The organism is Caballeronia arvi, from assembly GCF_001544695.2.
Lineage (GTDB): Bacteria > Pseudomonadota > Gammaproteobacteria > Burkholderiales > Burkholderiaceae > Caballeronia > Caballeronia arvi.
In genome coordinates this window covers 54,711-78,177 of sequence record NZ_FCOM02000034.1, presented here as the reverse complement: position 1 = coordinate 78,177, position 23,467 = coordinate 54,711, and the positions used below count along the sequence as shown (strand labels likewise).

The following is a 23,467-nucleotide window of genomic DNA, read 5'->3' as shown; positions in this document are numbered from 1 at the left end:
AGCCGCGAGCGCAGGCTGCGAGCTTACGCGGCGTAGTCGTACACGCCGCGTCCCGTCTTGCGGCCGAGACGTCCGGCTGCGACGAGTTCGCGCAGCAGGATGCAGGCGCGGTATTTCGGATCGCCGAAGTCCTTCAGGAAAACGTCCATCACGGACAGGCACACATCGAGCCCGATGAGATCGGCGAGCGCGAGCGGACCGATCGGATGATTGGCGCCGAGCTTCATGCCCTCGTCGATTTCCCCCGCGGTCGCGACGCCTTCGTGCAGCGCGAAGAACGCTTCGTTGATCATCGGCACCAGAATGCGGTTGACGACGAAGCCCGGCGAATTGCGCACGCCGATCGGCGATTTGTCGAAGCGCTCGGTGAGCGCGCGCACGGCTGCCGCCGTCCCGTCGCTGGTTTGCAGGCCGCGAATGATCTCGACGAGCGGCATCATCGGCACCGGGTTGAAGAAGTGCATGCCGAGAAAACGCGACGGTTCCGCGAGCGGCGAGGCAAGCGCCGTGATCGAGATCGACGACGTATTGGTCGCGATGATCGCGTCCCGCCGCACGGCCGCTTCAATCTGCCTGAGAATGCGTCCCTTCAGCTCGACGTTCTCGGTCGCCGCCTCGATGACGATATCGACCGCGGCAAGCCGGTCATAGTCAGTCGATATCGCGATGCGCCCGAGCGCGGCCTCCTGCGTCGCCGCGTCCAGCTTGCCTTTGGACACGAGCCGCTCCAGGCTCGCCTTGACCGCCGCGCGCCCCTTGCCGAGTGCGGCGTCGCTGACGTCGATCATCACGACGTCGAGCCCCGCGACAGCCGCGGTCTGCGCGATGCCGCTGCCCATCGTGCCCGCGCCGATCACGCCGATCGATTCGATATTCATGCGTCTGCCTCCGTCGATCACTGAAGGTTTTCGAAGATCGCCGCGATACCCTGACCACCGCCGATGCACATCGTGACGAGCGCGTACCGGCCGCCGATGCGCTGCAACTCGTAAAGCGCCTTGACGGTAATCAGTGCGCCGGTCGCGCCGATCGGATGGCCGAGCGAAATGCCCGAACCGTTCGGATTCACTTTGGCCGGGTCCAGTCCCAGCTCGTTCGTGACCGCGCATGCCTGTGCGGCGAAGGCTTCGTTGGCTTCGATCACGTCGAGTTGAGCGACGTCGAGACCGGCGCGTTCGAGCGCCTTGCGCGTCGCCGGCACGGGACCGATGCCCATGTACGCAGGATCGACGCCCGCATGCGCATACGACACGAGCCTCGCGAGCGGTTTGGCGCCACGCCGCTCGGCGACACTGCGCTCCATCAGCAGCACGGCGGCCGCCGCGTCGTTGATGCCCGATGCGTTGCCAGCCGTCACCGTGCCGTTCTCCTTGATGAACACCGGCTTCAGCTTCGAAAAATCGCCGGCGCTGGCATCGTGGCGCACGTGCTCGTCGGTGTCGAACGAGATGTCGCCCTTCTTCGTGCGCAAGGTGACCGGCAGAATCTGGTCGCGGAATCGTCCTTCGGCGATGGCGCGCGCCGCCCGCCGATGCGATTCGAGCGCGAGCGCGTCCTGCGCATCGCGAGAAATGCCGTACTTGCGCGCGACGTTCTCCGCCGTCACGCCCATATGGATCGTCTGGAACGGGTCGTGCAGCGCGCCGAGCATCATGTCGACGAGCTTGCCGTCGCCCATGCGCTGCCCGAAACGCGCGCCCGGCACGGTGTACGGCGCGCGGCTCATGTTCTCCGCGCCGCCGCCGATCGCGACGTCCGCATCGCCCAGCAAGATCGTCTGCGCGGCCGAGACGACGGCCTGCAAACCCGAGCCGCACAGGCGGTTCACGGTCAGCGCCGGCACATGCTGCGCCACGCCGCCGTCCATCGCCGCGACGCGGGCAAGGTACATGTCCTTCGGTTCCGTATGCACCACATTGCCGAAGATCACGTGACCGACTTCATCGCCTGCGACATTCCCGCGCCGAAGGACTTCGCGCACGGTCATCGCGCCCAGTTCCGTCGGCGAAAAATCCTTCAGACTGCCGCCGAATTCACCGATTGCAGTCCGCACTCCGCTTACCACTACCACTTCACGCGTTGCTTCGCCCATCGAGTCGCTCCTGTTCGTCTGCGCGGGTGCGCATTTCCGGTTACATGTTCGGATAGTTGGGCCCGCCGCCGCCTTCCGGCGTCACCCATACGATGTTCTGCGTCGGGTCCTTGATGTCGCAGGTCTTGCAGTGCACGCAGTTTTGCGCATTGATTTGCAGTCGATCTTCGTCTGCATCGTCCTTCACGAACTCATAGACGCCTGCCGGACAGAAGCGCGCTTCCGGGCCCCCATAAGTGCGCAGATTGACGGCAATGGGCACGCTCGAATCCCTGAGCGTCAGATGCGCGGGCTGATTCTCTTCGTGATTGGTGTTCGACATGAACACGGAAGACAGCCGGTCGAAGCTCAGCTTGCCGTCCGGTTTCGGATAATCGATGGGCCTGCACTGCGCCGCGGGCTTCAGCGTCTCGTGATCCGCATGCCGGTGATGCAGCGTCCACGGCACCTTGCCGCCCAGCACCTTCTGTTCGATGCCGACCATCAGCGTGCCGAGCACGAGGCCCTTGCCCATCCATTGCTTGAAATTGCGCGCCCTGTGCAGTTCGTCGTGCAGCCAGGAACGTCTGAACGATTCGGGATAGGCCGCGAGTTCATCCGACCGGCGCCCGGCCTGCAACGCGTCGAATGCGGCGTCGGCGGCGAGCATGCCGGTCTTGAGCGCAGCATGCGAGCCCTTGATGCGCGATGCGTTGAGAAAGCCCGCGTCGTCGCCGACGAGCGCGCCGCCGGGAAACACCAGCTTCGGCAGCGACATCAGGCCGCCTGCCGCGATCGCACGCGCGCCATACGACACGCGCTTGCCGCCTTCGAGAAACGTGCGGATCGCCGGGTGAGTCTTGTAGCGCTGAAATTCTTCGAACGGCGAGAGATACGGATTCGAATAGCCCAGGCCGACGACGAAGCCGACCATCACCTGGTTATTGTCGAGGTGATAGAGGAACGAGCCGCCGTAGGTGTCGCTGGCGAGCGGCCAGCCCGCCGTGTGAATCACGAGACCGGGCTTGTGCTTCGCGGGATCGATCTCCCATAGCTCCTTGATGCCGAGGCCGTAGACCTGCGGATCGACGCCGTCGCGCAAACCGAAGCGTTCCGATAGCTGCCGCGCGAGATGCCCGCGTGCGCCTTCGCAAAAGAGCGTGTACTTCGCGTGCAGCTCCATGCCGGGCTGGAAGGCATCGGTGGGCTGGCCGTCGCGGCCCACGCCCATGTTGCCCGTCGCGACGCCCTTGACCGAACCGTCATCGTGATACAGCACTTCGGCTGCGGCAAAGCCCGCGAAGATCTCGACGCCCAGCGCTTCGGCCTGCTGACCGAGCCAGCGCGTCAGATTCGCGAGGCTGATCACATAGTTGCCGTGGTTCCTGAAGTTGTCCGGCAGCGCCCAGTTCGGCACGGCCCGCGCACCCGATTCCGACAGGAACAGAAAGCGGTCCTCGGTCACGGCGACATCGAGCGGCGCGCCTTGCGCTTTCCAGTCGGGGATGAGTTCATCGAGCGCGCGCGGGTCCATGACGGCGCCCGACAGGATATGCGCGCCGATCTCCGAGCCTTTTTCCAGCACGCAGACGCCCAGCTCGACGCCCTGCTCCGCCGCGCGCTGTTTCAGGCGGATCGCGGCGGATAGTCCGGCGGGTCCGCCGCCGACGATCACCACGTCGTAGTCCATCGATTCACGCGGACCGTATTGCTCGATCCAGTTCGTCGGCGCCTCTTCCCGGGCGACTTCCAAGGTCATACAGCCTCCTTCTCTCAGGCTCACGCGCACGCGTCAGAATTGCGCTTCGCTCAACGCGAACAGCGGATCGTCGCCACGCGCGGAAACGATGGCCGACTCGAGGCCACGCGCCTGCGTCAGCACGTATTCGGAGAAGCAGTGCGCGGTCGCGATCTTGGCCCCGAAGAACGCCGGATCTTCGGCGCGCTTGCGCTGCGCCACCAGCAGCGCGCGCGCCATTTGCCAGCCGGACAGCACGATGCCCGCGAGCTTCAGATACAGCACGCTGCCGCCGAAGACCGCGCGCGGATCGCGCTTGGCCGACTCGAGCACGTAGTCGATGACGTTCGCGAGCGCGTCGCGTCCGTCGGAGAGACGGCGGTGCATCGCTTCGAATACGCGCGCGGCGTCGCCGGCGTCGGCCGACTGCAATGCGGCGAGCGTGTCGTCGATCTCCTTGAGCAGCGCACGGGCTGCCGCGCCGCCGTCGCGCATCGTCTTGCGGCCGACGAGATCGTTGGCCTGAATCGCCGTCGTGCCTTCGTAGATCGACAGGATGCGCGCATCGCGATAAAACTGCGCCGCCCCCGTCTCTTCGATGAAGCCCATCCCGCCATGCACCTGCACGCCAAGACTCGTGACGTCGACGGCCATTTCGGTGCTCCAGCCTTTCACGACCGGCACGAGGAATTCATTGATCGCGCGATGCCGCGCGCGGGTGTCGGCGTCGTCGTGATGATGGGCGATATCGGCGTGAGCGGCCGCGACATAGGCGAGCGCACGCGCGCCTTCGGTCATGGCGCGCATCGTGCCGAGCATGCGCCGCACGTCCGGATGCCGGATGATCGCGACAGCTTCCGTGCCCGAGCCGTCGACGGGACGGCTCTGAACGCGTTCCTGCGCGTAGGCGACCGCCTTTTGATAAGCGGCATCGGACTGCGCAATGCCCTGCAAACCCACGCCGAAGCGCGCCGCGTTCATCATGATGAACATGTATTCGAGGCCGCGATTTTCCTCGCCGATCAGATAGCCGGTCGCGCCGCCCTTGTCGCCGTACTGGAGCACGGCGGTCGGGCTCGCCTTGATGCCGAGCTTGTGTTCGATCGAGACGCACTGCACGTCGTTGCGCGCGCCAAGGCTACCGTCCTCGTTCACGAGAAACTTGGGCACGAGGAACAGCGAAATGCCTTTCACGCCTTCCGGCGCATCCGGCGTGCGGGCCAGCACGAGGTGGACGATGTTCTCGGCCATGTCGTGCTCGCCCCAGGTGATGAAGATCTTGGTGCCGGACACCTTGTAGGAGCCATCGTCCTGCCGTTCGGCGCGCGAACGCACGAGCGCCAGGTCGGAGCCGGCTTGCGGCTCGGTCAGATTCATCGTGCCGGTCCAGGCGCCTTCGATCAGCTTCGGCAGATAGCGCGCCTTCAGTTCATCCGAGCCGGCGGTCAGCAAGGCCTCGATGGCGCCGTCGGTCAGCAGCGGGCACAACGCGAACGAGAGATTCGCCGCGTTCAGCATCTCGATGCACGGCGACGCGATCAGCTTCGCCAGCTCCTGTCCGCCGAATTCGGCCGGATGGCTGATTCCCTGCCAGCCGCCCTCGGCGTACTGGCGGTAAGCGTCGGCAAAGCCGGGCGTTGCCGTGACCTCGCCGTCGTGCCACTCGCTCGGTTGCTGATCGCCTGCCGCGTTCAACGGCGCGATGACTTCGGCGGCCAGCTTCGCGCCTTCATCGAGAATGGCGCTAGCGGTATCCGCATTCGAATCGGCAAGACCGGGAAGCTGAGACAGGCTTGCAATACCTGCCAGTTCTTCCATAACGAACAGCATTTCCTTGACGGGCGGCGAGTAACTCATCGATGTCTCCTGGCACACAGCGTTCGACGAAGTACGCGCTGCTGCGGCAATGTTGATATGTTGCGGTGCATGGTATCAACGTCGCCCGATTCTCTCGCTACCGGAATCTGCCCATTTACTGACAAAACCTGCCAAACGGGATCACCCCTCCTTTTGCAGTCTGTATGCTGCGGGCGTGCTGCCGGTCCAGTGCCGGAACGCGCGATGAAAGGCGGTCGGGTTGTCGAACCCGACGTCATAGGCGATCTCGGAAATGGAGTCGCCCGAACGGGTGAGACGCTGAATCGCAATGTCCCGGCGCACTTCGTCCTTGATCGCCTGGAAGGTCGTTCCTTCGGCTTCGAGACGGCGGCAGAGCGTGCGCATCGAGTAGTGCAACTGCTGTGCGACGGCATCGACGCTCGGCGTTTTCGGCAGGCCCGCGGCGATGCACTGCCGCACCTGATGACACACCATCTCCTCCGTGAACGAAACGAAAATCCAGTCTTCCGGAGCACGCTGGAGGAAGGCGTCGAGGTCCGACTTTCGCTGGCGGATGGGACGGTCGAGATAAACAGCATCGAACACGAGGCGGGTGCGATCGCGGCCGAAACGCACCGGCCCGGGAAACAGATACAGCAGATCGCCCGACTGCGCGGGCCGCAGGAATTCGAATGACGCTTCGATGAGCGGAATCCTCTGACGTATGAGCCACGATGCGACGCCATGCACGAGCTTCAGCATGAGCTCCCGCGCAAGCGCGCTTGCCTTCGGCCCCTGCGGATTGACGACGAATTCGACGATCGCGTCAGGCCCTTCCCTGCGCGACGCGAGCTGAAATTCATCGAGGATCAGATGGAAGAACTGTCCGAAGCGATGGAGCGCCACTTCGAGCCGCGGCGCATCGAGAAGACTCAGACAGAGGAACTTGAGCGTGCCGTTGCGCAGCGGGCGCGCGAAGATGCCGGGCATCTCGTCGTCGAGTTCCATTGCGAGCAGCCGGTAGAGCGTCGAAAACTGCTCTTGCGTGACGCGTGCCGCCGGAATGCTCAGCAGATGGTGCGGAATGCCGGAATACCCGGCGAGCCGCGCGACCGCGGCCCGGTCGGCGCCGGAAAGAAAACCGTTGACGACCGAAATGGGCACGGTCGTTGAAAACGTATCCGGGCGCGATTTCACGGCGCCGGGACGAGAGGCCGATCTTGTCATATCCACATCTATTTGCGTTCTTTCATTGCTGCCATCGATATACGGTCTCTCACCACATTGATCGCCTGCTTGAGCGCGTACACCTCGTGGAGATGCCGCGAAGGCACGCGTATCCGACTTGTGTTGACGTCGATGTGTTCCAGTTCGTTCCGCCATTGCGCGATGTCGTCGGATGACGGTTCTGCTGTCTTCCAGATTTCGTCTTCCAGCGATTTCAACTCGCGATACCAGACGACAAAGCGATTACTGACGCGCGACTCGAGCATGCGCGGCAGTGCCTGCATTATGCCGATGAGAACCGCCATGAACGGCAGCAAAATGAGCAGGCGTCTTTCTATGAAGCTGGCCAGCCAGAATGGCAGATAGCGCTGCAAGAAAGGACGGCCCGACTTGAAATACCGCTCGCTTTCCTTCGACACAGGGAACTCGGCGGTATTCAGATTCGGAAATGCACCCAGTGGCGTGAAATAGTCCTCACCGGCATGCACGGTCCTGGCCGCATCCAGCAAGAGATAGACGAGTGCTGGATGCAGTGCGTCCTTTGCCACCAGCAGAGCCGTCGAAGCGAGCAAGGTGACATCGGACGTTGGACTATCGTCGACGATACTCGTGGACGCCCGTGGAAACGTGACCTTGGAAAGCGACGGAAACTTTTGCACGATCGCATCGGCCTGCGCGAAGCTCACGAGCTTCAAGTCGCTGTTTAGCAGCGTCTCCTGCATGGGCGCGTCGGGTCTGCCTATGAAGAAAGCGGCATCGAGACTGCCGTCTTCGAGGGACTGGTAGGCCGCCTGTGCATCAACCTCCGTCAGATGCGAGTTGTCTGGAGTCACGCCGCTGAAGGCGAGCAAGGCCAGCGAAACGCGCAACAGGCCACTGCCGCGAATTCCGACGCCGATCCGCTTGCCGCGCAATTGTGCAAGCCGGTTGACGATCACGTTCCCGCGATAGAACACCCAAATGGGTTCATACGAAACGGCTGCAATCGTCTGCAATCCATCGTTTTCCCCCGCTTCGACCGTACCGGACTGAATGAAGCCGACCTCGTATTCGCTGTTGCCGTCTTTGAGCCGCTCGTAATTTTGTACGGAGCCCGAAGAAGGCCGTATGTCGAGCGTTACGCTGTCACGTTTCAGGATAGGCGCATATTTGTGCGCAAAGCCTTGATAGATGCCATTGTCGGCGCCGGTCGTCATGATGATTCTTGTTTGAAACGCCGGTTCGACGATACCGAACAGCGCCCAGCCGAGCATGGTCAGCAGGATGATTGCACCGGTGATCGCCAGCAGCCGTCGCCGGGGCGTAAGCGGCAGCCTGTACCTGCGATGAAATGCTTTCTTGTACCGCGGCATCGTCCGGACCTCACGACATCGGTTTTTTGTGCTTCGTCAGGCGCTTTCATGATCAGCCACCGCTTGCTTTGTCGACCGCCCGCGTGCGTTGTGCCTGCGCCTCCGTGATCAGCCGATAGGATGCATAGTACTTAAAGATATTGCGCACATAGGTCGTGGTTTCGCTACCTATCTTCTCTGCCACCACGATCTCGACGTTGTTGAACCAGACATCGGGGTTCAGTCCACGCTCCGCCGCCAGCGAGCGCATCTTGGCGATGTTGGCCGGTCCGGCGTTGTAACTGGCGAATGCGAACAGAGGCCGGTCCTTGTCCGAGAAATGGGCATCGCTAAAGTAGCGCGCCATTAACTGGTCGAGGTATTTCGCTCCCGCATGAATATTCGATTCGGTGATTTTGATATCGCCGACCTTGAGCTCTTTGCCGGTCGCAGGCATCAATTGCATGATGCCGACGGCGCCCACCCGGCTCTTCGCATCCTGATTGAGCTGCGACTCCTGAAACCCCTGCGCAGCAAGCATGAGCGGATCGAATCCGTACTGCTGGCCATACTTCTCGAATAGCAGCACCGTCTGCTGAAATCGCTTGATTTCGGCGCTGTTCGTGTTGTTGCGGATCTGCTTGATGCCCTGCATGTACTGCTTGAGCCGTACTTCCGCCACGCTTTGCTTCTTGATGTAGTTGACGTAGAAGTCGCTGATGGCCTGCTGTAACTGTGGACTCTGCTTGCGGATGGCCCAGCCGATATAGCCGCCTTCCCGCACCGCAATGTTGTCGTGCACCGTGATGCGAGGAAGCACCTGAGCCCACATGCGCGCCTTCCAGTCATCGACGATCAGGATCTGAAGCACGCCGGCGTTCAGCATCTCCATCGCATCTTCGTCTTCGAGCGCGTCCGGCAGCAGGACAAGGCGCATCTGTGGCTTGCCGGATTTTGCGAAGCGTGCGTTCAGCGCATCGAGGCTGTCGTAATAGCTGCTGCTGCGCCGCACCTGGACCGCCTTTCCGCTCAGGTCATCGATCGAAGACAAAGCGGGTGATTTCGGACCGGTGACCACCAGTTCGCTGGTCGGCTTGCGGGCGTTCGCCGTAACGAAGTCGACTGTTTTCTGCCGCTCCTGCGTGACCGTGAGATTGCCGGCTGCGATGTCGCCAGTGCCGTTCAAGAGACCAGGCAACAGCCGATCGCGAGTGGTCGGAATGAGGAATACCGTGAGCGGCCGTCCGTCGAGCCGATCAGCGTATTTCTTGTTGACGTAGCGCTCGAAGTCACGCGCGAATTCCGCGGTCAGGCCGCGTTCGTGTCCGCGGTCATTGAAGTAAAGCGTACGGCTGTAGGGCACCAGGACGCGAATGATATGGCGGTTGAGCATCGCGTCGAAATCGCCGAACCAGGCCCGGTTGGTCAGATCGAGCTTTCGCGTGGCGCTCGCAGGACCCGGCGCCGAGGCGCCCGACGCTGCAGACGGGGCCGCGCCCGCGACCGCCGGCTGAGCCGCAGGCGTCGCGCTGCCCGCGACCAATGAACCGAGCCCGAAGGCCGAGACGACGAGGAAGTGACGAACGAGATGCATGATGCGGACCTCGCGGGCTATGCGCTGTTCGACGCCGCCGATGAGCCGCCCGAGGTTTAAGCGCCTCGCGAAATGGCGCGATACGTCTCCAGGAGCGCTACTCCGCGCCGGAGCGAAATCGGATGTTGCGCGGCCGATCGACAATTACCAGCATAAGACACGCGTACAGCGTTACAACGAGGAAAAGTCCCATGCGCACCGCGAACGCGGTGTAGACGTCCTTTCCCGCGACGCTGTCCTGCACCGACTGGCCAAGCAGGATGATCATCGTGACGAGACTGTTCAGCCAGAAGCCCGGCGAGTACCGCGTCGGATCGATGCCGTACAGCTTGCGCCCGACGAGCAGGCCGAATAGCAGCATCCACAGAAGGAACATCCACAGGTTCACGCTGAGTTTGAGCGCAAACCAGAACGCAATCGCGAGGAGTCCTCCGAGCAGCGTCGAACCGATGAGCTCACGCGCCGCACCGCGAGCCGTCGCCGTGCAACTTTGCCTGCCGAGGCTGACGGACTTCATGATGATCGGCATATAGCTCGCCGGGTCGGTCATGGCCAGCAGATAGGCCGGCATGACCACGAGCGCCGCACGAATCGCGAGGTGCATCGCCCGGTCAGCCGGCATGACGCGCGCGGCGGACGGTGGGGGCGCGCTCACGGTCTCGGGAAATAGCCAGTGCGTCAGCGCCGAGACCAGCACAGCCAGAAGCAGCCCCTTCACGAGCGCGCCGACCACCGTCACGGCCACCTGGAAGTCCGCCGTGCCCGCCGCAGAGATCATCGTGAGTCCCGCCACCAGGAAGGTCGCGACGAGATTGTTCCCGCCGCGCAAGCCGTAGCGGAACGCGAGAAAGAGCAGCAGGCCGACCAGCATCACGCCAGCGAAAGCGTAATGGCGAAGCAGTGGCACGAGAAGAAGGCCGCTGCCCGTGGTCAGCATCACGACGAGACCGAGCATCACGCCTGCCCTGAGCGACAGCGGCCGGTTTTGCGTCGCAAGCAGAAAAACGGCGAACACCGGCGCGATCACGGGAATCGGCAAATCCAGCGCGAAGCTGATCGCGAGGCACAACGCAGTGCCGGCGGCCATGCGCAGCGCGCGTCGACCGGGAAGCTGGAATCCGGTTTCCATGACCGTCTTCAGTAGACGTAGGAGATCCAGCTCATCGCGCGCAAGAACATGCGCCCGAGCGGATTGAGCGGATTGCCCTGACTCGGAAACGCCATCACTTCGGCCTGCCCGCCCACACGGATGTTGGACAGACGCGCACGCTCGTCAGGATCGAATTCGACGATCACCGGAAAGCGTTGCGCCGGACGCAACCAGTCGCGGCTGTTCTGCACGGTGGGCAGGCTGCCGGGCGGCGTGCTCTGCCCGACGCTGACGCCATACCCGATGCTGCGCACCCGCCCCTCGAAGACCTCGCCCGGCAGCGCGTCCAGCGCAATGGCCACGCGGGTGCCCGGCTTCAGACGGCCCAGATTGTTCTCGGTCATGTCCGCGCTGATCCACACATCGCGGATCGCGATCAGCGTCATGACCGCCTTGCCCGCCGCGGCGAACTGACCGACTTCGGTGCCGAGATCCGTGATGACGCCGCCTGTGCGCGCCTTGATGCGCGTGTTGGCCAGATCGAGCTCGGCTTTTTCGAGCGCGGCGGCCGCGCTGCGCAACTGCGCGTTCTCCGCCTCGACGCCGCCTTGCTGCTCGCGTGCGCGCTCCACTTCGGCGCGCGCCGCGGCGACCTGGCTTCGCGCCTGCTCGAACGTCGCTCGTGCCACCTCGAGACGCCGCAGCGAGATCGTGCCCTCGTCCTCACGATAAAGCCGTTCGAGCCGCTCGCTGTCCTGCCGTGCCTTGAGCTCGTTCGCGATGGCGGCGCGCAGCGACGCGCGCGCCGAATCGATTCCCGCCGTGCCCGCGCCGACCTGGCGTCGCATGGTTTCGAGCTCGGCCCGCGCCCGGTCGGCGGCAATGCGATATTGCTCGCTGTCGACCTCGAAGAGCGTGTCGCCTGCGTTGACGTCCTGATTGTCATGAACCAGCACGCGGATCACCCGACCCGATACCTCCGCAACGACGGGCACGACAAAAGCCTGCACGCGCGCCTGTTGCGTGTAGGGCGTGAACCGGTCGGCAAGCAGGTACCAGATCAGGCTCACGGCGATCAGCGCGACGACGCACTTCACCGCCCTGCCCGACGGATCGGCAGCCGATGGCGGCGGCGTCTGCGCCGGCGCGGCCTGGGTCGGCCCGGACGTTTCACTCATGGGGACGCTCCTTCGGACGGGGCGTCCATGTCGTTCAGCAGGTCGCCCCAGTCGGTGCGTTGCTCCATCTGCTGGCGCGTTGCGGCATCGACGAGCGGCTGTCGCGTGGTCCAGCCGCCGCCCAGCGCCTTGTAGAGCGCGATCAGACTGCCTGTCGCGTTGCGCCGGTTGACGACATACGCGTCCTGCTGCGCAAACAGCGCGCGCTGTGCATCGAGCACGCGCTGAAAGTCCGAGTACCCTTCCCGATAGATCGTGCTGGCGAGCGTCAACGAGCGCCGCGCGGCGCCCTGAGCGTCGTTCAGGATGGTGTCCCGCCGCAACGCGGCGAACAGCGCCGTGGCGGCATCGTCGGCTTCGCGCGCGGCTTCGCGCACCGTGTTCTGGTAGGCGACCGTCAACTGCTGCAGCCGGGCGTCCTGGACGCGCACGTTGTTCGTGATCCTGCCGTGATCGAAGACGTTCCAGACGACGCTCGGGCCGGCTGCAATGGCCAGTGTGTTCGGTGATCCCTTGAGTGAGCTCGCGCTCCAGACGAGCGTGCCGAGCAACGACACGGATGGATACAGATCGGCTTTCGCCACGCCGATGAGCGCCGACTGCGCGGCCATCTGATACTCCGCGGCCCGCACGTCGGGGCGACGCAACAGCAGTTCGGCCGGCACGTCCTGCAGCACGGCGTGGTCCACGAGCGGGATCACGCCCTCCTTGCCGGACGACGCGTCGAGTTCCGGCAGCGGTCCGGGCGGACGGCCCATCAACACGGACAACGCATGCCGCGCGAGGACGATCTGGCTTTCGAGCTCCGGGATGCTGCTCAGCGTGCCCAGATATTGCGTCTTCGCTTGCTGGAGGTCCAGTTCATCCGTCTCGCCGGCCTTGAAAAGCTTTTGCGCGATGTCGTAGCTGCGTTTTTGCAGCTGGGCGTTCTCCCCCGCGATGCGCAGGCGCGCCTCGGCGGTGCGCATCGTGAAATAGGTATCGGCGACCTGCGCGTGCAACAGGACGAGCGCGGCATCGCGGTTCGCTTGGGCGGCAAAGAACGCGGCATCGGCCGACTCGATCGCGCGGGCGAAACGCCCCCAGAAGTCGAGCTCCCAGCCGACGATGAAGCCCGCGCCATACTGCAAGTAGAGGCCCGAGCGCGTATTGAAACCATCCGAGCGCTTGCGCGCCGAGGCGAGCACCTCGGCGCTGGTCTGTTGAACCTGAGGATAGCGTCCCGCCAGCGCGATGCCGAGCTGCGCGCGCGCTTCGATCACGCGCAGCCCGGCGATCTGCAGGTCGCCATTGCCGGCGTCGGCCTGCGCGATCAGACGCCCGACCGTTTCATCGCCGAAAACCTTCCACCATTCCCGGACGTCGGGCTGCGATGCCTGACGCGTAACCTGTTCGAGAGTCGCGCTGCTCCAGCGCTCGGTCCAGTTTTCGCGCTGCGGGTGAAAGTCGGGGCCTACGCGCGTGCAGCCGCTCAGGCACCCTGCAATGCACATGATGGCGCACCCCGTCCGACGCAGACGTGTGATCCCGCATGGGCGTGTTGAAGGCGACATGGCGTCGTCCGGGCAGCGTCCTTCAGGGCTGCTTCCGCTCTGTCAGCAGTTCGGGTTGCGGCTGGTCTTTCACCCAGCGCCAAAACAGCTTGTAGGCCACCGCGAGCATCACGGGACCGATGAAGAGGCCGATCACCCCGCCCGTCACCATGCCGCCGAGCGCGCCGATCAGCACGACGGGCATCGGCACCGCAACGCCGCGACCCAGCAACAGCGGCTTGAGCACGTTATCGGCCAGACCCGCGATGAAGACATAGACGGAAAACGCGATCGTCGCCGCGCTGACGCCGCTCGTGACGATGACGAAGATGATGACGGGAAGCGTGATCAACGTAGCCGGCAACTGCATGATCCCGATGAGCAGCACGGCGAGCGCGAGCAGACCCGCACCGGGAATGCCCATGACGACGAACGCGACACCGATCAGCAGCATCTGGATGAACGCGATGCCGACCACGCCTTGCGCCACGGCCCGGATCGTGGCCGTGCACAGATCGGCGATCTGCCGGCCGTTCTCGGGTCCGGAGATGCGCGCGGCGATCTGCACCGCGCTCTGATAACCCTTCTCGCCGTGCGCCATGAAGATGCCCGCGACGATCAGCGCGAGAAAGAAGACCAGCATCCCCGCTCCCAGACCCGTGACCGTGCCGAGCACGGCGAGACCGGCCTGCTTGAGCTGAGGCGCGAACTTTTGCGCAAGCCCTGACAGATCCGTCGATGCCTGGGTCCAGAAGTCGAACACGCGCTGTCCCACCAGAGGCCACGCGGCCACCGATTCCGCAGGCGGCGGTATCTGGAAGCTCCCGCTCCTGAAGACGACCATCGCGCGCTCGATCGAACTGGCCACCGCGACACCGAGCAGGTACGTCGGCACGAGAATCACGACGAAGGCAACGAGGATGATCAGCGTGGCGATCAGGCCATCCCTGCCCCCGCGCGAACCGCGCAGCCGCACCTGAAGCGGGTACAGCGTGACCGCAAGGATCAGCGCCCAGACCATCAGGTCGAGGAACGGAACGAAGACGCGAAAACAGAAGACGGCGAGCACGGCAACGAGTCCGGCGCGAATCAGCACATCGAGCAGTTCTCTGGAGAGCGTGCGTTCGGTATTCGGCGATAGCATCTCAATGCCTCCTCTGCTCGGCAGTCCAAGTCCAGGACGGACAACATCACTTCTCAAACAGCCGGTCGAACGATTTCGGCAGTCGCCGGCTGGAAGATCACCCGCTCGTTTACGTTCGCGCGTCCGCACCGGAGAACCGGCGGTGAGCGAGGAGCAGCAGTGGCGTCGATACCATCGAGAGCGCGACGACCAGCGTGACCAGCGACGCCTGGCGCTGATCGATGACACGCGCAGTCAATGAAGCGGCCATCACCACGAACGCGAACTCGCCGCCCTGTGACAAGAGAACGGCAAAGTAGGCGCGTTGCGAAGCCGGAACTTCGAACCGATTTGCAAGACACCACTGCGCGATCGCCTTGATGCCGACCACCGCCACGACGAGCACCGCCACCCGCACCGGCTCACGCATCAAAACGCTGAAATCCATCGACATGCCCACCGCGATAAAAAACAGGCCGAGGAGCAGGCCCTTGAATGGCGCCATGTCGGCCTCTACTTCGTGGCGATAATCCGAATCGGCGAGCAGCACGCCTGCGACGAACGCACCCAGAGACATCGACAAGTGAACGCTCTCCATGAGCAACGAAATTCCGATGATCCAGAGCAATGCGAACGCTGTGAAGATCTCCGGGACGCCGGTGCTCCTGATGAGACGCAGCACGACATGCAGCAGATAGCGGCCCGCCAGGGCTATCGCCGCCAGCATGGCAAGCGCCTTCAGCGCTACGAGCCAGCCGGGTTCGGCTTCGGGTGCGGGCACGGTCGGCCCGAGCAGCGGAAGCAGCGCAATCAGCGGAATGGCGGCCATGTCCTGAAACAGCAGAATGCCGAAGCCGGCACGGCCCGTTGGCGTGTCCATCAACTTGCGCTCCTGAAGTTCGGACATCACCATTGCTGTCGATGAAAGCGAGAGCGCAAGCCCGCCCGTCAGCGCGATGCGCCAGGGCAATCCGAGGAGCAGGAAAATCCCCGACAACGCCACGGCGCAGACGGTCATCTGCATGGCGCCGTATCCGAAGATGGTGCGGCGCATCGCCCACAGTGCGTCCATCCTCATCTCGAGTCCGATCACGAACATCATCAGCACGATGCCCAATTCGGAAAAATGAAGGATCGCGTCGACGTCGGTCACGAGCTTCAGTGCCCACGGACCGATCATGACGCCTGCCACCAGGTACCCAAGCACCGGCCCAAAGCCGAGGCGGACCGCCACCGGTACGGCGATGAGCGCGGACGCAAGAAAGATCACAACGTCGATCAACAGTTTTGACATGCACCGCCCCCCCGATCCGACTACGACAAAGGCTGGTCTGTCCTTACAGTGCAATCGGCGGCGGGTACGTGATGCCATGCCGCGGATCCAAGACTCGAGTCGACCATCGAGTCGAGGTTTGTATCATCGATACCTTCAGGAGACGATCCGCGCAATAGCTACGACCGGGATATCTGCGTATGGACACCTTTGTTCCGACGAGCCAAGTCTTGGCGACGCGGTCTTCGTCAGGAAGACTGCGCAAGGAAGCAGCTTGCCGCGACAACTAAAGTCGCGACGGAGCGATGGCGCTCCCGCTTTCCCCAGTGCTCGAAGCAGCGTCGGGTGCAATCGCCGCCGTTGGCGTCGAAGCCGGCGTTGAGCCGGTGAGAAGGAATCCAGCCGATGTGAGGAAGATTACGGCTGACAATAGTATTGCCATGAAATTTGCCTCGCGGCACCCCAACGATTGGGGCCGTTCTATCAACCTACGCCTGCCCCTCGCCGTGCAGTTGATGTGTGTCAAATTACCTCGTCATCGGAACGTTCGGACGAACTCAAGGGGAAATCTTCTCCCATCCGGGTCCGGGATCGAACGTCGTCAACTGCTGCGCCTTCTTCGCGCTGTCCGGACCCAGGTCCCGCTCGTAGACCTGCCCGTCGTGACTCACCATGAAAGTCTTGATGCCGGTATCGCCGTAGCGGGCCGGCCACGCGACCACGGCGAAGCCGCCGAAGAGGCGCCCGTCGACCATGTAGCCGTATGCGCCGCCAGGCGCATGCGGGCCCTGAGCGCGAAGCAGCTTGTAGTGATAGCCGTAGTAGCCGGCTTCCGTCGCGTTGCGTGCGCCCGCAGTCTCGAAGGCGGCGCCAAGCGGGCTCGGGGCCTCGCCGTCTGCGCTCGGCCAGTAGAGTCCGTCGTGCTTGCCCGGCCTGCTGGCGAACCTGTCGGCATAGACGTAGATCTTGTTGCCATCGTGATAAGTCGACGCATAGTCGCGCTGGGCATCGTAAATCGCGAGCATCGTCTGGATCACCGCGAGCTCGTTGCGCCCGATACGGCGAAGACGCATTTCGTCGGCCCCTGCGCGCATGTCGAAACGCCAGCCCTGTGCCGTCTTCAGCAGCGGAATCGGAAGGGTCCAGCCGTCCCCGCCCACTGCGATCTCGGCATGGTCGCCGCCGGCCGCACGGATCGTATGCGATGTTTGCCACTCGCTCAGGAATTTGTCGCGAAGCTCCGCGCCCACCGGCGGGATCAGTTCGCGGAAGTCGTCGCCGAGCAGCGTCTTGAGCTCGGCCTCGTTATTGCTGGCGACAGCGGCTCCGAACGCGTCCATCGCTGCTTCGGGCGTCTGAAAGAACGACTGCGCGCCGATGGCCGGAAGCGATGCAAGGCCGAGCACCAGCACGACCGTCATCGCCGACCTGAGTCTGGCGAACGCGGCATCGATACGCGGAAGTCCGGTCATGATCGTTCTCCTCAGCGCCGGCCGCCGCCACGCGCACCACCACCGCCGGCGCGCGCGCCGCCGCCGCCGCCCCGGCCGAAGCTCGACGACTGAACACTCGATTGACCGCGGTTGAAGTCGCGCTGCGCCGCGCCGCCTCCGCCCACGCCCTGGAACGCGGTGTCGCGACCGCCTCCCGCGTAGCCGCCGCCTCCGAATCCAGCCTGAGCGGTCGGCGCGCCGCTACGATTGGACGTTTGAGCGCGATTCGACGTCTGTGCGCGGTTGCCCGCGTCGGCACTCCGATTGGCCGTTTGTGCCCGATTGCCCGCTTCGGCAGTTCGACCGGTCGCCGGTGCGCGATTGCCGGCCGCAGCGCTGCGGTTGCCCGTCTCCGCACGATTGCCCGCTGCCGCCCCGCGATTGGGCGTGGCGGCCCGATTGCCCGCGCCGGCGGAGTTCGCCGCCCCGGCTCGATTGCCGGCGTTCGCGTTGTTTGGACGCGCCGCACGGTTGGTGGCCGACGGATTGCCGGCCGCCGCACGATTGGCCGCGCCGGTGCGCTCGGCCGCGCCGCCGGTGCGTCCGCGATAGTCGCGCCGTGCATCGGCGCCCTGCACGCCTCGCGAGTACTTGTCGCGTGTCGCATTGTCGCGATAGGCGACGCCCTGACGATGCTGCGCGTCATGCTGCCATCGCCCGCCCTGCGCGCTGGCGCGATTGAAGTTGCGGTCGATGTTGGCTGCCTTGTTGACGTTGATGTTCACGTCGCCGCTGTTCCAGTTGCAACCGCCGAAGATCGCGCCGGCTGCCGCGATGCCCACGCCCCACGCGAATCCGCTCGCGAGGGCGGCGCCGGGGTAATACGCCGGATAGGGCGGCCAGTACGTCGGCGGGTAAGCCGGCGCGCTCCAGCCGCCATAGACGACCGTCGGGTTATAGGAGGGAACATAGATGACCTGCGGATTGGCCGGTTCGATCCGCACTATGGTCTGGGGCGCCGCGGCCGGTTGTCCGCCGCTCTGGCCACCCGCGGGAGGCGCTTCGACGATCACCTTCTGCTGCGGATTCGAGTTCAGGTTTCCAGCCTGTTGCGCGCGGACCCTCAGCCGCTGGACCGCGGCGAGCACGTCCTTTTCCTGGGCAAGGAACGCGTCTCCGAGCCTTTGCGTCCAGTCGAGCTTGTCGTTCATCGGCTGGAGCACTTGCGGAAACGCAACCAGAGACTTGACGCTGACATCCCACGGCTGGTCCTGTACCGCCTTTACCGCGGCCTCCCCTTTCAGATCGCGATGCTCCTTGACCCAGCGCGCGGCGTGTACGACTTCGAGCGGATAGGTCGACGCCATCAGAACCTGCGACAGCAGCGAATCGGGGTAGAGCGCGATCGGCGCAACCAGCGCTTCGAGTTCGTCCGGCGGATACTGCGGAACTGGAGCCTGAGCCTGCGGCTGGACAGGCGATGCAGGCACGGGCGCCGCGGCCGATGTCGGGAGCGGAGGCAATGCCGCGCTTGCCGCCGGGGAAGCAATGGAGGCCGGAGCTGCCGCCGAGGCTGCTTGAGTCGGCGTTTCCGAACCTGACTGCTTTTGGCAGCCCGCCATCGAGGCAAAGACGAGGACGGTGCTCAGCAGCCGCGCAATCCACTTCGTCATGGCCACTCTCCATTCATTCCGCCGCGGCGGAATGATCGTTTCCATCATGCCGCTCGTGAACGAGGAACACCGGGATCTTCGCGAGGCTCGCCACCTTATTGGGAACGCTGCCCAGATAGGATCGTGCGTCTCCGCGCCTGCCATGCGTTCCCATGACCATCAGGTCGGCATGCCAGCGTTCTGCGTCGTGCAGTAGTGCGCGAGATATGTCGTCGCTGCTGACGTCGGTACGGATCAGATCGGCGGAAAACTGCAAGCGCGAATGGGTTCGATGGCTGTGCAGCATTTCGCTCGCCGTCGCAATCGCCCGCTCGCCCTCCTTGACGAAAGTGTCTTCGAGAATTGCCGTGGGTGCTGCACCGCCGCTGCGGACCGCGCGGTCCACGACATAGACGACGCGTATCTGCGTGTCGGGGGTCGCGAGCATGACGCCCGTGGCGAGCGCCGCGAACGATGTCGGACTGCCATCGATCGCAAACAGGATGCGCTGCAGTGCAACGTCGCGCCCGCTTGCGAACCCGGCCGGCGCGACGACGATTCCGTACGGACCCAATCGGCTGAGCGTGTCCACCGCCGATGGCTCGAACCACCTCACGAGTCCATGATGTTGTCGGACAGCGACGATCACGAGTTCAGTGCGATGCTCTCGCGCACTTCTCGTGAGCGCGCCCGCAACATCGCCTGTTTCCTTCGCGAGATCGATCACTCGGGTGTGCACGGCCACAGCGACGTCCGCGAGCGCATTGCGTGCTTTCTCGATTACGCGTTCCGCCTCTTCGAGCGAGACGTCATGTTCTACGCTGGTCGCGAGCAGTCGAGAATCCTGCGCAACGGCCGCGAGCGTGACTTCGAAGTCGGGCCTCGCGAGACGTCGCACGATCGTATCCGCGCATTCGGAAGCCTCGGAAGAATCGACGCAAAGAAGGATGCGCCTGAACCCGCCTGCCTGCGGCGGAGTGTCCAAGTTTTCTTCCATGACTTACCTCCCGGAAGGTAGCCGCAGCACTTGCGTAACTCAGCGCTTCCCCGCGCGACTAATCAGCCGGCGAACGCCCGAAGTGCGCGACGACGTCCTTGACGCCCGGCGCGTTCTCCGCGGCGACGCGAATGGCGTTGCCCTCTTCCGCACCGACGATCGGCCCCCAGAGATGCACGACCCCGTTCTCGACAATGACGTTCTCGCGCGCAATGGCCCAAGGCTGGCCTGCCATCGCAGCGAGCACGTCTTCGCGAATCGCGTGATCGCCGTTCTCTGCGGCAGTGGGCACTTCGGGCGCCATCGTCACGAGCGCGCGAATCAGGTTGGAGCGGCTCACGACGCCGACCACCTTGCCGTCGCGCATGACCGGCACGCGCTTGATCCGTCGACGTTCGAGCAGCTCCGCAATATCGCCCACCGGACACGATTCGGTGATCGTCGTGACGTCGGTGGTCATCACGTCCTTGACCGTCCTCGCGTGCTCCTTCACATACTGGCTCGCCAGCTCGGCCGTCGATGCCACCATTTCGAGCCACCACGCACGCTGCTTGACGCCGGTTCCAATTTCCGCCCGATGCATCAGATCACCTTCCGTGACCATGCCGAGCAGCCTGCCAGCCTCGTCGACGACAGGCATTCCGCTGATGCCGGCAAACACCATCGTGCCCGCGGCCTGCCGCACGGACATGTCGGGGCCGGCCGTGATGATCGAAGTCGTCATGATGTCGGAAGCTCTCACGTTCATCTCCTGTCTGGATAGCAAACCCGGGCCGGCGCACTTCTAGGTTAATTTCCAAATACACATTAGGCAAAGTTTCGACGAACTGCCGAATTGAAATTAAGTCTGTTGATAAAACACGTTTTCGAGTCGCATTCGAAACGCGCACCAATCGCGTCATTCGTTGCTGACAGCGAAGTTATGACATCATGACGTTCCCAATCGCAGATGCGCATCGCTCACCGGATTCCACGACGTCGATGAACTTCAGGTCCTTGCAGTGCTTCGTCATTCTTGCCGAGGAACTGAACTTCAGCCGTGCGGCCGAGCGTCTGCATATCGCGCAACCCGCGCTGAGCCAGCAGATCAAGTTGCTGGAAGACCGGCTCGGCACCCAGCTCGTCGATCGCGCACGGCGGCCGCTGCGGCTCACCGAAGCGGGCCACTATCTCTGCACGGAAGCGCGCCAGATTCTCGGCTCCTGGGAACAGGCCAGCGTCGGCGCGCAGGAAATCGGCATCGGGCGGCGCGGCTGGCTAGCGATCGGCTTCACGCGATCCGCGATGTACAGCATCCTGCCGCCCGCGCTAAAGGCGTTCCACCATTTGCGCCCGGAAGTCGAGCTCAAGCTGTTCGAGATGCTGACCGACGAGCAGACCGACGCGCTGCGGGACATGCGCATCCACGTCGGCATCGGGCGGCAGCCCCTCGCGATTCCCGGCTACTCGTCCTATCCGCTGCTGCGCGAGCATGTCGTCGCCGTGCTCTCGCCGGATCATCCGCTGGCGGGGAAAAAGAAGGTGCGTATCGTCGATCTGGCCGACACGCCGCTCATCCTCTATCCGAAGCATCAGAATGCACAGTTCAAGCGCACCGTGCAGTCGCTGTATCGCGATGCGGGCGTGACACCCTTCGTCGCGCATCAGGCCTACGAAATCCAGACTGCGATCGCGCTCGTCGCAGCGGGGCTCGGCGTGACCTTCGTCGGCGAATCGGTCGCGCGGCACGGACGCACCGACGTCGTGTTCCGTCATCTCGCGGGCCCGGGCGCGTCCCAGTGGTCGACGCTCGCCGCGACTTTCCGCACGGACGACGACTCAGCGCATCTGCGGACCTTTCTCGACTGCCTGCCACCGCCCCTCGCCGACGCCGCACTATAAGCGAAGCCTTATAGAAGAATAAGGAACGCGTCTTGGACGCGGGCAACGGCGCTTCTTATCATCGGTTTTCGTGCTCGACCGGCTCGCCCTTTGCGCGGCCGTTGCGGGCGGCGCGCGGCGAAAGCCGTTCGTCAGACAGGGCCGCAGAGCCCTCATGATCCGATGAAAAGAACGTGGAGACGGCATGACCCCATTCAATGAAGCGGCGACCATGCGAAAGGTGTACGGGCGGCTCATGCCCCTGCTTTTCGCGATGATGTTCTTCAACTATCTCGACCGCATCAACATCGGCTTCGCGGCGCTCGACATGAACAAGGCGCTCGGCTTTTCGCCCGCCGTGTTCGGCTTCGCGGGCAGCATCTTCTTCGTCGGCTATATGGTGCTCGAAGTGCCGAGCAACCTGCTGCTGCATCGCGTGGGCGCGCGCCGCTGGATCGCGCGGATTCTGCTCACGTGGGGCGCGGTGGCGGCCGTCACGGCCTTCGTCTTCGACGACAAGAGTTTCTACGTGCTGCGCTTTCTGCTCGGCGTGATGGAAGCGGGCTTTCTGCCGGGCGTCGCGGTGTATCTGACGAAGTGGTTCCCGGAGCGTTACCGGGCGCGCGCGGTGGGCGGCTACATCATCGCGGGATCGTTCTCCGCGGTGCTCGGCGGCCCGATCTCGACCATGCTGATGACCTACGCCAACGGCATCCTCGGCCTGCAGGGATGGCAATGGATGTTCATCCTCGAAGGCATCCCGGCGATGCTGCTCGGCCTGCTCACGCTGCGCATCATGACGGAGCGCCCCGCCGACGCCGACTGGCTCGCCGACAACGAAAAGCAATGGCTCGAAACGACGCTTGCAGCCGAGCGCGAGGCGGTTGGCGGCAACACGCATTTTCCGCTGCTGCGCGTGGCGGGCGATATCCGCGTATGGAGCCTCGCGTGTCTGTTCGGCTGCGCGCTGGTGGGCATCTACGGGCTCTTTCTGTGGCTGCCGCAGATTGTCAAGAGTCTCGGTCATCTGAGCAATATCGAAGTCGGCTTTCTGTCGGCAGCGCCGCCGCTCCTGGGCGTGCTGGGCACCTTCATCATCAGCCGCAGTTCCGACCGCACCGGCGATCGCAAGAAGCATCTCGCCTTCGTCTACGGCATGAGCGCCATCGCGATCGCGGGAAGCGCCTACGCGCCGAGTCCCGTCATCGCCTATGCGCTGCTTTGCGTGACGGGACTCTTCATCTACGCCGGCAATCCGCTGTTCTGGAGCCTCGCCTCGTCGTTCAGGACCGGCGCGGCGGGCGCGGCGACCATCGCGCTCATCAATACGATCGCGCAGTTCGGCGGGCTCGTCGGGCCGTGGAGCATCGGCCTCGTGCGCAACGCAACGGGCAACTTCAAGCTCGCGTTGCTGACCATCGCCGCGTTCCTCGTCGTCGCGACGGTCATCGCGCTGGTCATGCGCGTCAAGCCCGCCGACGACGAAGACGCCTCGCTGCCCGCCGCCGATCCGGCCGCGCGCACCTGAATCCCGATCACGACGACAGGAA

Annotated in this window: 18 protein-coding genes and 1 pseudogene; 2 read left to right on the top strand and 17 right to left on the bottom strand. The window is 64.0% G+C overall.

Annotated features, from left to right (window positions below; all coding sequences use genetic code 11):
• Nucleotides 1-23: 23 nt before the first annotated feature.
• The 17 genes and pseudogenes from AWB74_RS28715 to AWB74_RS28640 all read right to left on the bottom strand — a co-directional run bounded on the left by AWB74_RS28715 (nucleotide 24) and on the right by AWB74_RS28640 (nucleotide 20,799).
• A complete protein-coding gene (locus AWB74_RS28715; RefSeq protein WP_061150025.1) occupies nucleotides 24-878 on the bottom strand; it encodes a 3-hydroxybutyryl-CoA dehydrogenase in 855 nt (284 codons plus the stop codon).
• 17 nt (nucleotides 879-895) lie between these two features.
• Entirely contained in the window at nucleotides 896-2,092 is a 1,197-nt protein-coding gene (gene bktB, locus AWB74_RS28710; protein ID WP_061150024.1) for a beta-ketothiolase BktB, read from the bottom strand.
• Between the two features lie 40 nt (nucleotides 2,093-2,132).
• Nucleotides 2,133-3,830: an electron transfer flavoprotein-ubiquinone oxidoreductase gene (locus tag AWB74_RS28705; RefSeq protein WP_061150023.1), complete on the bottom strand. Its 1,698-nt coding sequence runs from the start codon at nucleotides 3,828-3,830 to the stop codon at nucleotides 2,133-2,135.
• Nucleotides 3,831-3,863: 33 nt separating this feature from the next.
• Nucleotides 3,864-5,666, bottom strand: coding sequence for an acyl-CoA dehydrogenase (locus AWB74_RS28700; protein ID WP_061150022.1), 1,803 nt, complete (start codon nucleotides 5,664-5,666; stop codon nucleotides 3,864-3,866).
• A gap of 141 nt (nucleotides 5,667-5,807) precedes the next feature.
• Complete coding sequence (locus tag AWB74_RS28695; protein ID WP_061150044.1) at nucleotides 5,808-6,785, bottom strand: AraC family transcriptional regulator; 978 nt, start codon at nucleotides 6,783-6,785, stop codon at nucleotides 5,808-5,810.
• Nucleotides 6,786-6,862: 77 nt separating this feature from the next.
• A complete protein-coding gene (locus tag AWB74_RS28690; RefSeq protein ID WP_061150021.1) occupies nucleotides 6,863-8,206 on the bottom strand; it encodes a TAXI family TRAP transporter solute-binding subunit in 1,344 nt (447 codons plus the stop codon).
• Nucleotides 8,207-8,258: 52 nt separating this feature from the next.
• Entirely contained in the window at nucleotides 8,259-9,779 is a 1,521-nt protein-coding gene (locus tag AWB74_RS28685) for an MltF family protein (protein ID WP_061150020.1), read from the bottom strand.
• A 97-nt stretch (nucleotides 9,780-9,876) separates the two neighbouring features.
• Nucleotides 9,877-10,908 (bottom strand): DUF2955 domain-containing protein, encoded by a 1,032-nt coding sequence (locus AWB74_RS28680; RefSeq protein WP_061150019.1) that lies wholly within the window; start codon nucleotides 10,906-10,908, stop codon nucleotides 9,877-9,879.
• 8 nt (nucleotides 10,909-10,916) lie between these two features.
• Nucleotides 10,917-12,047 carry an HlyD family secretion protein gene (locus tag AWB74_RS28675; RefSeq protein ID WP_061150018.1) on the bottom strand — a complete coding sequence of 377 codons (1,131 nt, stop codon included), beginning with the start codon at nucleotides 12,045-12,047 and terminating at the stop codon, nucleotides 10,917-10,919.
• Nucleotides 12,044-13,600, bottom strand: coding sequence for a TolC family protein (locus AWB74_RS28670; RefSeq protein ID WP_061150017.1), 1,557 nt, complete (start codon nucleotides 13,598-13,600; stop codon nucleotides 12,044-12,046). The genes AWB74_RS28675 and AWB74_RS28670 overlap by 4 nt, the downstream gene beginning before the upstream one ends.
• 22 nt (nucleotides 13,601-13,622) lie before the next feature.
• Entirely contained in the window at nucleotides 13,623-14,723 is a 1,101-nt protein-coding gene (locus AWB74_RS28665) for an AI-2E family transporter (RefSeq protein ID WP_061150016.1), read from the bottom strand.
• Between the two features lie 109 nt (nucleotides 14,724-14,832).
• Nucleotides 14,833-15,996, bottom strand: coding sequence for a monovalent cation:proton antiporter-2 (CPA2) family protein (locus AWB74_RS28660; protein WP_061150015.1), 1,164 nt, complete (start codon nucleotides 15,994-15,996; stop codon nucleotides 14,833-14,835).
• A 536-nt stretch (nucleotides 15,997-16,532) separates the two neighbouring features.
• Nucleotides 16,533-17,447 (bottom strand): DUF2950 domain-containing protein, encoded by a 915-nt coding sequence (locus AWB74_RS28655; RefSeq protein ID WP_061150014.1) that lies wholly within the window; start codon nucleotides 17,445-17,447, stop codon nucleotides 16,533-16,535.
• 11 nt (nucleotides 17,448-17,458) lie between these two features.
• A complete protein-coding gene (locus AWB74_RS28650; RefSeq protein ID WP_087039236.1) occupies nucleotides 17,459-19,081 on the bottom strand; it encodes a DUF3300 domain-containing protein in 1,623 nt (540 codons plus the stop codon).
• A 13-nt stretch (nucleotides 19,082-19,094) separates the two neighbouring features.
• The gene (locus tag AWB74_RS48430; RefSeq protein ID WP_235024704.1) at nucleotides 19,095-19,652 is read right to left on the bottom strand and encodes a universal stress protein; all 558 of its coding nucleotides are present in this window, start codon (nucleotides 19,650-19,652) and stop codon (nucleotides 19,095-19,097) included.
• A pseudogene (locus tag AWB74_RS48670) lies at nucleotides 19,653-20,057 on the bottom strand (universal stress protein); the annotation flags it as partial. It abuts the gene before it with no gap.
• A 58-nt stretch (nucleotides 20,058-20,115) separates the two neighbouring features.
• Nucleotides 20,116-20,799 carry a CBS domain-containing protein gene (locus tag AWB74_RS28640; protein WP_061150042.1) on the bottom strand — a complete coding sequence of 228 codons (684 nt, stop codon included), beginning with the start codon at nucleotides 20,797-20,799 and terminating at the stop codon, nucleotides 20,116-20,118.
• 239 nt (nucleotides 20,800-21,038) lie between these two features.
• On the opposite strand from AWB74_RS28640, the gene AWB74_RS28635 reads away from it, so the two are divergent.
• Nucleotides 21,039-21,938, top strand: a complete 900-nt coding sequence (locus AWB74_RS28635) for a LysR family transcriptional regulator (RefSeq protein WP_061150041.1) — start codon at nucleotides 21,039-21,041, stop codon at nucleotides 21,936-21,938.
• 184 nt (nucleotides 21,939-22,122) lie between these two features.
• Nucleotides 22,123-23,445, top strand: a complete 1,323-nt coding sequence (locus tag AWB74_RS28630; RefSeq protein ID WP_061150012.1) for an MFS transporter — start codon at nucleotides 22,123-22,125, stop codon at nucleotides 23,443-23,445.
• The last annotated feature ends 22 nt before the right edge of the window (nucleotides 23,446-23,467 follow it).

What these genes read in the sequence shown, in the direction of transcription:
- AWB74_RS28700 (WP_061150022.1), bottom strand. Translation starts at nt 5,666, where the DNA reads ATGAGTTACTCGCCGCCCGTCAAGGAAATGCTGTTCGTTATGGAAGAA.
- AWB74_RS28715 (WP_061150025.1), bottom strand. Translation starts at nt 878, where the DNA reads ATGAATATCGAATCGATCGGCGTGATCGGCGCGGGCACGATGGGCAGC.
- AWB74_RS28660 (WP_061150015.1), bottom strand. Translation starts at nt 15,996, where the DNA reads ATGTCAAAACTGTTGATCGACGTTGTGATCTTTCTTGCGTCCGCGCTC.
- AWB74_RS28630 (WP_061150012.1), top strand. Translation starts at nt 22,123, where the DNA reads ATGACCCCATTCAATGAAGCGGCGACCATGCGAAAGGTGTACGGGCGG.
- AWB74_RS28635 (WP_061150041.1), top strand. Translation starts at nt 21,039, where the DNA reads ATGAACTTCAGGTCCTTGCAGTGCTTCGTCATTCTTGCCGAGGAACTG.
- AWB74_RS28670 (WP_061150017.1), bottom strand. Translation starts at nt 13,600, where the DNA reads ATGTCGCCTTCAACACGCCCATGCGGGATCACACGTCTGCGTCGGACG.
- AWB74_RS28655 (WP_061150014.1), bottom strand. Translation starts at nt 17,447, where the DNA reads ATGACCGGACTTCCGCGTATCGATGCCGCGTTCGCCAGACTCAGGTCG.
- AWB74_RS28665 (WP_061150016.1), bottom strand. Translation starts at nt 14,723, where the DNA reads ATGCTATCGCCGAATACCGAACGCACGCTCTCCAGAGAACTGCTCGAT.
- AWB74_RS28675 (WP_061150018.1), bottom strand. Translation starts at nt 12,047, where the DNA reads ATGAGTGAAACGTCCGGGCCGACCCAGGCCGCGCCGGCGCAGACGCCG.
- AWB74_RS28650 (WP_087039236.1), bottom strand. Translation starts at nt 19,081, where the DNA reads ATGACGAAGTGGATTGCGCGGCTGCTGAGCACCGTCCTCGTCTTTGCC.
- AWB74_RS28680 (WP_061150019.1), bottom strand. Translation starts at nt 10,908, where the DNA reads ATGGAAACCGGATTCCAGCTTCCCGGTCGACGCGCGCTGCGCATGGCC.
- AWB74_RS28685 (WP_061150020.1), bottom strand. Translation starts at nt 9,779, where the DNA reads ATGCATCTCGTTCGTCACTTCCTCGTCGTCTCGGCCTTCGGGCTCGGT.
- AWB74_RS28705 (WP_061150023.1), bottom strand. Translation starts at nt 3,830, where the DNA reads ATGACCTTGGAAGTCGCCCGGGAAGAGGCGCCGACGAACTGGATCGAG.
- AWB74_RS28690 (WP_061150021.1), bottom strand. Translation starts at nt 8,206, where the DNA reads ATGCCGCGGTACAAGAAAGCATTTCATCGCAGGTACAGGCTGCCGCTT.
- bktB (WP_061150024.1), bottom strand. Translation starts at nt 2,092, where the DNA reads ATGGGCGAAGCAACGCGTGAAGTGGTAGTGGTAAGCGGAGTGCGGACT.